The organism is Corallococcus sp. AB049A, from assembly GCF_003668885.1.
In the GTDB taxonomy this organism is placed as follows: domain Bacteria; phylum Myxococcota; class Myxococcia; order Myxococcales; family Myxococcaceae; genus Corallococcus; species Corallococcus interemptor.
The window spans coordinates 1-11,995 of record NZ_RAWL01000269.1 but is presented as its reverse complement, the minus strand read 5'-3'; the positions used below and the strand labels follow the sequence as shown (position 1 = coordinate 11,995).

Genomic DNA, 11,995 nt, shown 5'->3' with positions numbered 1-11,995 from the left:
AGCCGCCAATGACGTCGTCCTCCTGCACGGTGCGACTGAAGATGACCCCCGCGGGGTACAGCCGCATCGTCTCCTCCACCACCTGCTTCGTGTAGCCAAGCCTGGGCACGTCCTCCGCCGTGGGCGCACGGCCTGGACGGTGTGGGCGTCGGCGTGGAGGACCTCCTCGAAGTAGCGGCGGACCTCGCGGACCTCCTCGCGGCGCATCTCGCCGTCGGCGCGGGCGACGTCCACGAACAGGGCGGTGATGTCCCGGTCGAGCGGATCCTCGTCGGGGGCCTGGACGATGGGGAACTCGCCCGGGCCCTGGGTGAGGGAGGAGTGTTCAGGAGGCGGCTCGAAGGCGGCGGGGAAGTCGCTGAAGATTTCGGGGAAGTCCGGGGGCGCGGCGTGCTGTTCGTCGAAGTAGTGGCCCAGGCCCGTGCCGACGATGAGGCCGAGCACGATGGCCCAGGGCCCGCCGACGAGGAGGCCGGCCATGAGACCCAACATCGCCCCGAGAACTTTTCCCGCGCCCATGCCTTCGCTTCGCTCCCTTGTGCCGGGCCAGTCTTGCATAAGGTGGGGCGCATGACGGCTCAGTTGATTGACGGCAAGGCAGTGGCGGCGCGCGTGCGGGCGGAGATCAAGGAGGAGGTGTCGCGCCTGAAGGCGGAGCGCGGCATCACCCCGGGGCTCGCCGTGGTGCGCGTGGGTGAGGACCCGGCGTCCAAGATCTACGTGACGGGCAAGAAGAAGGCCGCCGAGGAGGTGGGCTTCAACTCCTGGGAGCACCACCCGGATGAGAACATCACCCAAGCCGAGCTGCTGGCGTTGGTGCACAGGCTCAACGAGGACCCGGCCGTGCACGGAATCCTGGTGCAGCTGCCGTTGCCCAAGCACATCGACGCGGACGCCATCATCGCGGCGGTGAAGCCGGAGAAGGACGCGGACGGCTTCCACCCGATGAACGCGGGCAACCTGCTGTTGGGCCGCCCGGCGACGCGCGCGTGCACGCCCTATGGCGTGATGCGGCTGTTGGAGGAGGTGGGCTGCAATCCGGCGGGCAAGCGCGCGGTGGTGGTGGGCCGCAGCAACATCGTGGGCAAGCCGCAGGCGCTGATGCTGCTGCAGAAGGACGCGACGGTGACGGTGTGTCACCGCAAGAGCGACCTGCCGTCGGAGGTGGCCCAGGCGGACATCCTGGTGGTGGCGGTGGGCGTGCCGGAGCTGGTGAAGGGCGCGTGGATCAAGCCCGGCGCGGTGGTGATTGACGTGGGCATGAACCGCAAGGCGGACGGCAAGCTGGTGGGCGACGTGGAGTTCGCCGCCGCGGCGGAGCGCGCGTCGTTCATCACGCCGGTGCCGGGTGGCGTGGGCCCGATGACCATTGCGATGCTGATGAAGAACACGCTGGAAGCGGCACAGCGCGCGGGGAAGTAGTCAGACGGTTCGGGCCTCCCTGTCCATCCTGGGAGAGGGAGGTCCGACGGCGCCTACTTCTTGATGATCACGTGATAGGTGGGCTTCTTGAGCCCTCCGGTCATTCCTGTCGTGATCTGACCGCCATACCAATTGATGATTTTGATGACCCGCTTGTATTCGTACTTGTCTTCCGTGCCCCCGTTGTCGAGGACCTCGTATTTGTAATTGTTGCCGCTGGTCGTGGTGATTTGACGCGCCCGCTGCATGAGGTCATCGACCTCCGACGGTGTCAGGCTCACTTCCTTACTGACCTGGCTCTTGTGATCCCACTGCGCGACGCGATCCAGGATGGGTTTGACCCGGTCGACCTTGATGAGCTTCGGGGGCGGAGGGGCTGTGAACGTCAACGACGTGGTGCTGAGACGCTCGGCCATGGACTTGGGCGCTTTGTTCTTGGGCTTCTGTGACACCTTCCTCTCCTCCTCTTGCATGATGCTGAGCAGGCTGGGGGGGCCGCTCGGAGGAGGAGGGGGGCTGTCGTCGTTGAACGTCGGCGTCCATCCCGGAGGGGGCATGTCCTGACTGGTCGGGAGACCGACGAGGCGGTGGACCTCGTCAATGGCACTCTGCAAGGTGTCGTGACTCATCACGAGCCGTTGATGCTCATTGCGGCAGGTCCCCTGGAGGTCGTCCCGGCCGGGGTAGGCCTTGGCGTAGTACATGAACAACTCGAAGGCGACCGGTCCCGGGAGCCGGGCCTGGAGGACAGCCGGGACCAGGGACCTTCCCGGAACCGTCTGGATGGGGGTTGGAAGCCCCGCGTCGAAACTGGCGTGGACGCTCGGGTGCGCCGCCCACCAGTCCGCCAGTCGCCGGCCAAACGCGTCCGCCTCCGCTTCGAGGCGCGGGTCGTGGACCAGGGACAGGCGCGCACGGGCTTCGGGCACGCGTCCCGCGCGCTGTTGCAGCACATGGGCAAGCTCATGCCCCAGAAGCTCGATGCCCGCATGGCCGCGGACGTCGTAGCGCCCGGGGGCGAAGAAGAGACGCTCCCCGACGGTGAACGCCAGGGCCCCGAGTGCCGCCACCGCAGGCGTCTGGCAGACGCTCACCGTCGAGAGGTCCGCGTCGAAGAAAGACTCCAGGCACTCCCTCATCGCCGAGGGGAATGGATGATGCCCGGAGCACACCTGTTCACCGCACGAGTCGAGAGTCATTGTTCAAGACTATCAAACCGGGATTTCCAGGGCGAGGCCCTGGACCGTCATGCGCGCGCCGCGTCCGGCGTCCCAGGTGCGGCTCTTGGCGGAACGATTGCGCCTTGCTATCTGGCCGCGAGCACTCCTCGCCTCCGCCAGGTACCTTCCAATGAGTGGCCAATTGCTGACTTGGGCTGTTCTCCCCTTGCACCCGCAGGTGGGGCTCGACGCTGTCGCCGCGGCACTCGCTGAGTTCCATCCGAAACGCGAAGGCCAGGCCCTCCGCATCTCTGATTTCTTCCTTGTCCGGGTCGCTGCCACGCAGGTTCCAGACCGGTTGGATTGGACCTACGCGTCGAGCACGGCGCCCATTGGTGCGACGAGCGTGGAGTTCCTTGCGCCACACGAAGCCTGGCTTGGCCGGAACACTTCGCCGAAGCTCCTGTCCTTGCTGGGCTTCAAGGGGGCGAGCGAATCCCTCACCTCGGATCGCTATCTGCAGCTCACCGCGATGGTGTGCAAGCTCGCCGCGCTGGTGACCGCCGTGATTCAGCCCCTGGCCGGCTACATGGCCTTCCCCATCGGCGCCTTCGTTGATGATGCAAAAGGCTACACCGAGAAATTGAACCCCGGTCCCCTCTGGTCGTATCACCTGGCTCGTGCTTCCGGGTGGATCGAGAGCTCGGGCCTTGGCGGTTTCGGGTTGCCTGAGATTGCGATGCCCATGGACCCGTCACGAAAGGAAGTCTTTGAGTCAACCGCCTACGCGGTCATGCACGCGATGATTTCGAAGGGGCCGTTGCCTCTGGGCACTGTGCTCGGGTCGGCGACCGGCGAGTTCAGGGTCGAGGCGGAGCTCTCTGGCGCGCTCTGGCTCCAGCCCACGAAACCCGTGCCCGGGGTCGAGGCGACGGCTCGCAGCCGGGCGTGCGTGGGACGCAAGCGCGCGCTGGCTGCGCTGATCGGACCTCATTCCCACTACCATGTCCCTCGTGGCGAGCACCACGTCGCGCAGGAGCACTTCTTCCTCGGCGGTGAGTGCTACGCGATGACCAACGGCGTGAGTGATGCGGCTCAGCCGGGTGGAAGCCCAGAAGACCAGAACACCCACGTCGAGTTGGTGGTGCACGCAGGGCGGTTGGGTGCCTGGGCAAGCAATGTGCTCGCATGGGCAGGTCAGAGCTTCCACGCCCACGACGCTGCTCGGCCCTTCCGTGCGTTCGACCGGTTTGTCCTGCCCTCACCGATGCAGGGGATTCCCGCGGTCATGTTCTGGCCGTTCGGCCACCTGCAGCCGGAACCCACTCGCCGTGTAGAGCTTTGGGTGTTGCTCCCACTGACCACGGAAGAGCTGCGGCAGTTCCGCGCCAACCCACAATCCCAGGGCCAATGGATTGAAGCGCGTGAGACCCGACAAGACATTCATCTCGTCGAGCAGCGATGGGATGCACTGGCCGCGAGCGAAGCGCGAAAATAGCCCGAGCCGGGCGTGTCATCCCCGGTCTGATCATGGGCTGGAGTTGGGTTTGGGGCTGTTCACCATCCAATCTACATCCAGCAGTCTCAACAGCGCGAAGCCTGCGGCCTCGGTCATCGGGAAGGGAATGCTCCGGACGACTCTCAGCAGGGTTGCGTAATACTGCTCCTCTGGGCTTCCCGGAGGGAACCGCGCCAGGAACTCTTCGTCGCTCTTGGGCATCCACTCACCCCGTGTCGTTGCGGACGAGTCTAACCGCCATTCCCCTTCGCCCCGGGCGGGACCTGGCGGAAGATGCGCGCATGGGTCCGGCCTTGCACCGATGCGCAGTGGGCGGGGCCGCGCTGGGACTGCTGCTGCTCGCATCCCCCGCGCGTGCCCAGGACGCCACGCCCCTGCCTACGTTCTCCCTGGAGCGCCTGGACCCGAACCCGGGCCTGGGGCCCGTGGCGCTCGGAAACGGTGAACTGCTGGCTCCTGGCGCGCTGCGCATCTCCGTGCTGGCGCACTACCAACGCGCCCCCCTGTCCATCGTGAACGGGGCGGACGAATACCCGCTCGTCCTGTCCCGGACCACCGGCGTGCTGTCCCTGGCCGTTGGCGTGCTGCCCTGGCTGGAGCTTCAGGCCCAGCTTCCCGGTGTCATCCACCAGAGCGGCGCGGACCTGAGCACCGTGCTGTCCATCGCCTCTCCGTCGCGCAGTGGGCTGGGCGCGCCACGGATCGCGGCCCGGCTGGGATTGCTGGGGACCTCCGCTCCCGAGGCGTTCCACCTGGCGCTCGACCTGGACGTGCGTCTGCCCGTGGGTGGTTCGGGTGCGCTGGCTCGTGATCAGGGTGTCCGCGGTCAGGGACGGATCATGATGGGCAAGCGCTGGGGGCCCGTGGCTCCGGCGCTGGAACTGGGCGTGCTCCTGCGTCGTGCCGTCTCGACGGACTCTGGCGTGGACAGCCTCAACGGCGTGGGCAACGAGCTTCGGGCCGGTGTGGGGCTCACGGTGGGCTACGCACTTCGCGCGGAGGTGTCCGCGTTCGGCGCGTACTCCTGGCGGCAGCAGCGCACCAGTGGGGAACTGATGGGTGGCCTTCGCTACGCACCCGCGCGACCCTGGGAGTTCTTCGCCATGGGCGGAGTGGGCCTGGGGACCGAGCCTGGGTCGCCCCGCTACCGGGTCCTCGCTGGGCTCGCCCTGCTCTTCGACAAGGCACCGCCTCCGCCCCCGGAGGACATCGTCTACGAACTCGTCCAGGGCCTGCCACGGGCTCCCGTCGAACCCCAGCTCGAGCCCGAACCCACGCCCTCCGAACCTCCACCTCCCGAGCCCACCAAGGACGTGCCAGTCACCGACACAGACACGGACGGCGACGGTGTCGTGGACGTGCTGGACGCCTGCATCCACGAGAAGGGGACCCGCGAGCACGGCGGCTGCCCGGAGGCGAACGATCCGCTCGTCACCCTGACCCGTGAACGCCTCGTCCTCCATGGTCAGGTCTTCTTCGAGGTCGGCGCGACGACACTGCCGGGCCGCTCGCGCGTGCTGGATCGGGTGGCGCGGGTGCTGCTGGAGCATCCGGAGGTGGAGCGCGTCGTCATCGAAGGACACACCGACGCGGAAGGCTCCTCCACCTCCAACCAGCGTCTTTCCCTGGCCCGCGCGGAGGCCGTGCGGGACTACCTCGTGCGCAAGGGCGTCCCCGCGCACCGGCTGGAAGCCCGGGGGCTCGGTGCGCGCCGGCCCGCAGGCTCCAATGGGACCCAAGCAGGCCGGGGTGAGAACCGCCGCGCGGAGCTGCTGTTGATCCTGGGCGAGCCCACTTCTGCCCGCTCCATCCCCGTGCCTCCTGCCCCCTGAATCAATGGGGGACGCCCCTCCGGTGGCGTGCCGTCAAAACCTGTCCGACTGTCGGACAGGTTTTTGAGAACCGGGTCCGGCAGGGGCCTAACGGGCCCGTCGCCTGCGCAGGACCAGCAGCCACGCCGCCAGCATCCAGGCACCGGCGGCCCCACCCACGTTGCAGCCGCTGCCCTTCACGCTGACGGCCTCGCCAATGCCCTCCACGGGGACGACCGTCGGTCCCAGTCCGCCCCCGCTCGGCACCACGCGGACCTCTCCGCGCACCGCGCCCGCGCTCGTCGGATGGAAGGACACCGGCACCGAGGCCCGGCCTCCCGCCGGAATGGCTTCGCTCAGTGCTCGCGTGTCCACCTGGAACACCGCGCTGGAAGACGTCACCTGCACCGTCACGGGCACGTTGCCCGTGTTGACGAGGTCCAGCGTCACGGGCGGGCTGGTGACTTCCACCCGCTGGTTGCCGAATGCGATGGCCCCGGGCGTCACCGTCAACGCCTGCGCCACACCCGCCCCCTGCACCGACACCATCAGCGGCGTCGCGGACGCATCGTGCCGCACGCCGAGCGACCCGGCGTAATCCCCCGTCCGTGGCGGCTCGAACACCACGGAGAACGCGTGGCTCGTTCCCGCCTCCAGTTGATGTGGCAGCGGCAGCCCCGACACGGAGAACCCATCCACCGGATCCACCCCTGTGATCGTGATGGGACTCGTGCCGGTGTTGCGCAGCTCCACGAGGCGCTGCTCGGCCGCGCCCAGGAACTGGGCACCGAAGGTCAGCGCCGTCACGGAGGCCTCGATGGATGCCGTGGTCCCCGTGCCCCGCAGCGTCACCTGGGCGGCGCGCGGCGCGTTGCTCTGGACCTCCAGCACGCCGTTCTCCGCGGTGGCCACCGTGGGCTTGTAGTTGACCTGGAACGTGCGGCTGCCTTGCGGCGGCACGCTGGTGCCCACGTTCAATCCGGAGATCAGGAACGGACCGCTCATGTTCACCGCGGCCACGTTCAGCGACTCGCTCCCCGTGTTGTACAGGGTGAGCTCCCGTGGAGCGCTCAGACCGCCCACCCGCTGGCCTCCGAACTCCATCACGTCGCTCGCCATCTGGGCGATGGCCTGAAGCCCCTCTCCCTCCAGCTTCACCACCGTGGGCGACGACGGCGCGGTCGAGAACAGCCGGAGCGCGCCGGACACGAGGCCGTTCTCGAGCGGGTTGAACGTGACGTTCATCGTGAAGGCGTCGCGCGGCGTGAGCTCCATGGGGAGCTTCGGGGGCACCACCGAGAACGGCCCTGCCACCGCGAGGGTGCTGATGGTGAGGGTGTCCGTCCCCGTGTTGACGATCGTCACCTGCACCGCCTTGCTGCCCTGGCCCACCTCCGTGCGGGAGAAGGACAGCGCGGCGGGAGTGGCGGTCACCTTGCCCTCAACCCCCAGACCGCTGAGTGGCACGACCTGGGTCGAGCCTCCAGGACCGTCCGCGCTCAGCCGCAGCTCCTGCGTGAACTGGGCGGTGTGCGGAGGTTCGAAGGTCACCTGGAGCTGCGTCGTGGCTCCGGGCGCCAGGCTGAGCCGCTGCTTGGGCGTCACGGCGAAGCCCGTGGGCGGCTCGACGGGCTCCACCACGAGCGTCCCCGCGCCCACGTTCTTCAGCGTCAGCGTCTGGGGCACGCTCACGGAGCTGACCTCCTGCGAGCCGAACGCCAGCGCCATGCCGCCATCAGGCCCGGTCACCTGGAGCGCTGGGACCTCCACGCCGGTGCCCGTGAGGGACACCTTGAGCGCGGGAGTCTTCGGGTCGTTGCTCCGCAGGATGAGGTCCTTCGTGGCCCGCTCCACTCCGGGAGCGAAGACCACTGGCAGGTCCTTCTGTCCCCAGGCCGGGAGGGTCAACGGCAGGCCGGCCTCCACCGTGAAGGGCGCCTCCACGTCGAAGGCGGTGAGGACCAGGTCCGCCTGGCCCGTGTTGCTCACCGTGAGCGTCTTGCGGACCGGAGGGACGCCGGCGGTATGCACCCCGAAGTCCAGCGCGGTCGCGGCCACGGCGATGGCGGGCTCGATGCCCGTGCCATGCAACGCGACCTCCGCGAGCGGAGTGATGGCCCCCTGGGCCTGGATGCGCAGCGACTGGAGCACCTCTCCGGCGGTCGCCGTGAAGGACACCGAGAGCGTGAGGACGCCGCCGGACGCGGGCAACGTGGTGCCGCCCACGGGAAGACCGCTGACGGAGAAGGGGGGCTGGGTCTGGACCGAGGCGATCGTGAGCGGCTGGTTCCCAAGGTTCTTCACCTGAAGGGGGAGGCTCTGGGTCGTGCCCACCTTCACGGCGCCGAACGCGAGCGCGGCCGGAGTGAGCTGGACCTTCGCGGGGCCGCCTGTCCCCTCGAGCTGGATCGTCACCTTGGGCTGGTCCGGGTCGCTGCTCTGGATGGACATGATCCCGGAGTCGGTGCGTTCGTGCGTGGGGGTGAACGTCACGTTCAAGTCCAGGCTGGCGCCCACCTTGAGCGTGAAGGGAGGGCTCCCGGACGTCAGCGTGAAGGGACGGGGGACGCTGATGGTGCGAATGACGAGGGGGGCGGCGCCATCATTGGTCAGCGTCACCTTCCGGGACGCGGAGCTGTTCAGCGCGACCGAGCCGAAGGACAGACTGCCCGGTCCGTACTTGAGCACCGGACGTCCCGCCAGCAGCTGGATCCGGGCGGCGGAAAAGCAGTTGATCAGGTCGGGCTTCAGCGTGAGGGTGTTGTTGTCACCGTAGAGGTAGCCGGGCAGCCCTGATTGATCAGGCGCCTTGGAGGCGACCTCCTGTATCGAGCAGACGCCGCATTCGGACCCGGGCGAGGGAAACGTGTTGAAGGTCCCCACCTTCAGGTCGTTCAGCAGGACCGTCGTGAGGCCGCCCCAGTAGCCTCGGCCCAGGGACTGAACCCGGACCTCCTTCACCACCCAGCCGGGAGGAAGGGGGTCCTTGAAGCTCTTCTTCCCGTCGTTCCAGTTCCCCGTGTTGTCCGAGCAGGCATAGGACGGGTTGCCGCAGCCGCCGCACTTCGTCGCGCCATCCCACGCCACGTCGACGGTGAACTGCGCCTCCATGCCCAGCGATTGGGTCCGCGAGGCTTCCGTCGGCGTCTCGGGCGGCTCGGCCGACTCTGGCTCCACGGTGGAGCAGGCGGCCAGGACAGACAGACCCAAAGCAAGCAGCAGGGGGAGTCGACGCATCTGGAGCGCCTCTCATGGGAGCGGGGATTGGCGCGAGAGCTTCGCATGAACCGTGAACACCGCGCGAGCCGTCAGCCTTTACAAGGATGGTGTACTTGAGACACTATCGTGCGCGGGCACGGACCTGGGAGGTTGGGGACATGGTGCAACGCGCTGAACGCATCGCGGGAGGACTGTATGGGTTGCTCATTGGTGACGCATTGGGCGTCCCCTATGAGTTCCACCGGCCGGAGACGATTCCTCCTCCCGAGGCCATCGAATACGACCCACCGCCAGGGTTCGACCGCGCGCATGACCGAGTCCCCCCGGGCACCTGGTCGGATGACGGCGCCCATGCGCTGTGCCTGCTGGATTCCTTGACGTATCAGAAGCGGCTCGACTGCGAGGACCTGGGCCGGCGGCTGGTGAACTGGCAGGACTGGGGCTACCTCGCCGTGGACGGCGACGTGTTCGACGTGGGCATCCAGACCAGTACGGCCCTGCGACGGCTGCGCGACGGCACGCCCGCGATGCTCGCTGGCCCCAATGGCACCATGGACAACGGCAATGGCTCACTGATGCGGGTGTTGCCATTGGCCCTGTGGCACCAGGGCAAGGACGCGGCGCTCGTCTCGGATGCCATGGCGCAGTCGCGCGTGACACATGGCCACGTGCGCGCCCAGGTGTGCTGTGCGCTGTATTGCCTCTGGGCCCGGCGCATCCTCCAAGGCGCGGCGGACCCCTGGGCCGAAGCCGTGGCCACGTTCCGCGACCTGTACGTGGAAGGCTTTCCCCAGCGGGAGGAATTGGAGGCCCACATCCGCCCGGACGACCCGGCACCGGGAACGGGTGGCGGCTACGTCGTGGACTGCCTGCGCTCCGCCCGGGCCTGCGTGGCGAACGGCAAGACGTACGAAGAGGTCGTCAAATCCGCCATCCGGCTGGGCCACGACACGGACACCACGGCCTGCGTGGCGGGCGGCATCGCGGGGCTCATCTTCGGCCTCGAGGGCATCCCGCACCGCTGGCGCTCACAGCTGCGCGGGCAGGACCTGGTGGAGCCGCTGCTGGAGCGGCTCATGAAGTCGCTCGGCTGAAAACCCTCAGTCCGGGAAGATTTCGAGCACATCCCTCAACATCGCGGCGCTCGTCCCACGGGAACCCTGCTCGCCGGTGATGAGGGTGTGGACGCCGTGCAGGTCGCTGCGGAACACCGCGCCCAGCTCCGTCGCGCCCAAACGGGCCAGGGGATGGGACGCGTCCACGGCGGTGGGGCGCACGCTCCACTCCCAGCGCTCGCCGCCCAGCGGCTCCCCGCGCGCCAGCAGCAGCACCTGGCCGCCCTTCGCCTTCGCCGCGTCCAGCTCCGCGCGCGTCACGCCGCGCATGCCCGTCACCGACACGTCCTTCAGCGTGGTGCGCACGCGCATTACGGCATTGGCCAGGATGATCAGCTTGCCCGTCGTGTCCCAGCCGTCCACGTCGAGGGTCGGATCCGCCTCCGCGATGCCAAGGGCCTGCGCCTCCGCCAGCGCGGCTTCGTAGGACTTGCCCTCGGCCATGCGGCACAGCAGCAGGTGGCTGGTGCTGTTGAGCACGCCCTCGAAGCGGCCCATCTTCCCCAGCGCCAGGTCCCGGCGGCCCACGTTCACCAGCGGCATCGCCCCTCCCACCGCGGCGCTGAAGCGCAGGGGAGGGCGGCCCGGCGACTCCAGGTCGCTCAAGGACGCCAGCTCCTGGAAGCCCAGCACCAGCGGCCCCTTGCTCGCGAGCACCGCCGCCATGCCTCGCATCAGCGCGTCCCGCGTGATGTCCAGGCCCGGCTGCCCGTCCTTGAAGCTCGTGGGCGTGGCCTCCAGCAAGAGGTCCGCCTTCACGTCGCGCACCAGCTGGCGCCCGCTCATCCCCGGACGCCCCACCACCGGCAGCGACGCCACCGAGTGCCGCGCCCGCTTCACCGCCAGCACTTCTCCAATGTCCAACCCATGCGGCGCCACCGCCGCGCCGCCCGAGTCCGCCAGCCCCACCGGCAACAGCTCCAGCCGGTAGCGCTCCATCAAGAGCGACGCGCGCGACTGGAGGATCTCCAGCAGCGGCACGCCCACGTTGCCCAGGCCCGTGAGCAGGAAGCGCACCGTGCGGACGGCGCGCGGGTTCATGGGGCGAAGGCCTCGCGCACGCCATCGCGGCGCAGCGTGAAGAGCATCCACACCGCCACCGGCACGCCGATGAAACAGCCCGGCGTCAGCGTGTACATCGCGCAGATGGCGCCCACCGTCGCCAGGCCGTAGCCCTTGAGGCTCATCGCGTTCAGCGCGCCCCAGATGGCCAGCAGCCCGCAGAGGACACCGCCCAGGATGGCCAGCGTGAAGCCCAGCGAGAAGTCCAGCACCACCGGCGCCTGCCCCGGCGTGGAGAAGGGCGACGCGACCTTGAACGCCGCCAGGCTCGCGCCCAGCAGGCTGAAGACGACGTGCAGCACGCCCACGATGAGCAGGAAGAACGCCGGGAAGCGCACGATGAGGAAGGTCTTGTAGCGCGGATCCTCCGGCGCCAGCTGCGGGCCCGGGCCGCTCATGACCGCCCCTTCAGCGCGCCCACGATCATCCGCGTCGCGGGGGACTTGTTCAGCGTGTAGAAGTGGATGCCCGGCACGCCGCGCGACAACAGCTCCATGCACTGCACCGTGGCGTGCGCCACGCCCAGCTGCACGACGGCGTCCGGCTGATCCTTCACGCGCTCCATCTGCAGCGCCAGACGCATGGGCACCGTGGCGCCGCACATGCGCGTGAAGCGCTGGACCTGCTCATAGTTGGTGATGGGCATGATGCCGGGGACGATGGGGACATTGATGCCCACCCGCCGCG

At 68.5% G+C, this 11,995-nt stretch carries 10 protein-coding genes; 4 read left to right on the top strand and 6 right to left on the bottom strand.

What is annotated here, in order from left to right; all coding sequences use genetic code 11:
- On the bottom strand, positions 1 to 79 hold a 79-nt coding region (locus D7X55_RS44805; RefSeq protein WP_233610060.1), incomplete at its 3' end, for a cytochrome P450.
- 491 nt (positions 80 to 570) lie between these two features.
- Between D7X55_RS44805 and folD the strand changes: the two genes are divergently transcribed.
- Positions 571 to 1,422 carry a bifunctional methylenetetrahydrofolate dehydrogenase/methenyltetrahydrofolate cyclohydrolase FolD gene (gene folD / locus D7X55_RS25670; protein ID WP_121724464.1) on the top strand — a complete coding sequence of 284 codons (852 nt, stop codon included), beginning with the start codon at positions 571 to 573 and terminating at the stop codon, positions 1,420 to 1,422.
- Between the two features lie 53 nt (positions 1,423 to 1,475).
- Here folD and D7X55_RS25665 read toward each other — a convergent pair whose 3' ends face one another.
- Positions 1,476 to 2,621, bottom strand: coding sequence for a DUF4157 domain-containing protein (locus tag D7X55_RS25665; RefSeq protein ID WP_121724463.1), 1,146 nt, complete (start codon positions 2,619 to 2,621; stop codon positions 1,476 to 1,478).
- A gap of 187 nt (positions 2,622 to 2,808) precedes the next feature.
- Between D7X55_RS25665 and D7X55_RS25660 the strand changes: the two genes are divergently transcribed.
- Together D7X55_RS25660 and D7X55_RS25655 are read left to right on the top strand one after the other, a co-directional pair.
- The gene (locus D7X55_RS25660) at positions 2,809 to 4,080 is read left to right on the top strand and encodes a hypothetical protein (RefSeq protein ID WP_147470207.1); all 1,272 of its coding nucleotides are present in this window, start codon (positions 2,809 to 2,811) and stop codon (positions 4,078 to 4,080) included.
- A gap of 314 nt (positions 4,081 to 4,394) precedes the next feature.
- Positions 4,395 to 5,933: an OmpA family protein gene (locus D7X55_RS25655; RefSeq protein WP_158626427.1), complete on the top strand. Its 1,539-nt coding sequence runs from the start codon at positions 4,395 to 4,397 to the stop codon at positions 5,931 to 5,933.
- Between the two features lie 87 nt (positions 5,934 to 6,020).
- On the opposite strand, the gene D7X55_RS25650 is transcribed toward D7X55_RS25655, so the two are convergent.
- A complete protein-coding gene (locus D7X55_RS25650) occupies positions 6,021 to 9,149 on the bottom strand; it encodes a choice-of-anchor D domain-containing protein (protein WP_121724460.1) in 3,129 nt (1,042 codons plus the stop codon).
- Positions 9,150 to 9,289: 140 nt separating this feature from the next.
- On the opposite strand from D7X55_RS25650, the gene D7X55_RS25645 reads away from it, so the two are divergent.
- Complete coding sequence (locus tag D7X55_RS25645; RefSeq protein WP_121724459.1) at positions 9,290 to 10,225, top strand: ADP-ribosylglycohydrolase family protein; 936 nt, start codon at positions 9,290 to 9,292, stop codon at positions 10,223 to 10,225.
- A 6-nt stretch (positions 10,226 to 10,231) separates the two neighbouring features.
- Here D7X55_RS25645 and D7X55_RS25640 read toward each other — a convergent pair whose 3' ends face one another.
- From D7X55_RS25640 to D7X55_RS25630, 3 genes are all read right to left on the bottom strand, one after another.
- Entirely contained in the window at positions 10,232 to 11,287 is a 1,056-nt protein-coding gene (locus D7X55_RS25640) for a homoserine dehydrogenase (RefSeq protein ID WP_121724458.1), read from the bottom strand.
- Positions 11,284 to 11,706, bottom strand: a complete 423-nt coding sequence (locus tag D7X55_RS25635; protein ID WP_120550938.1) for a hypothetical protein — start codon at positions 11,704 to 11,706, stop codon at positions 11,284 to 11,286. Before D7X55_RS25635 ends, D7X55_RS25640 begins: the two co-directional genes overlap by 4 nt.
- The coding region (locus tag D7X55_RS25630) for a methylenetetrahydrofolate reductase (RefSeq protein WP_199747139.1) at positions 11,703 to 11,995 on the bottom strand (293 nt) is incomplete at its 5' end. The genes D7X55_RS25630 and D7X55_RS25635, both read right to left, overlap by 4 nt.

What these genes read in the sequence shown, in the direction of transcription:
- D7X55_RS25635 (WP_120550938.1), bottom strand. Translation starts at nt 11,706, where the DNA reads ATGAGCGGCCCGGGCCCGCAGCTGGCGCCGGAGGATCCGCGCTACAAG.
- folD (WP_121724464.1), top strand. Translation starts at nt 571, where the DNA reads ATGACGGCTCAGTTGATTGACGGCAAGGCAGTGGCGGCGCGCGTGCGG.
- D7X55_RS25650 (WP_121724460.1), bottom strand. Translation starts at nt 9,149, where the DNA reads ATGCGTCGACTCCCCCTGCTGCTTGCTTTGGGTCTGTCTGTCCTGGCC.
- D7X55_RS25640 (WP_121724458.1), bottom strand. Translation starts at nt 11,287, where the DNA reads ATGAACCCGCGCGCCGTCCGCACGGTGCGCTTCCTGCTCACGGGCCTG.
- D7X55_RS25665 (WP_121724463.1), bottom strand. Translation starts at nt 2,621, where the DNA reads ATGACTCTCGACTCGTGCGGTGAACAGGTGTGCTCCGGGCATCATCCA.
- D7X55_RS25645 (WP_121724459.1), top strand. Translation starts at nt 9,290, where the DNA reads ATGGTGCAACGCGCTGAACGCATCGCGGGAGGACTGTATGGGTTGCTC.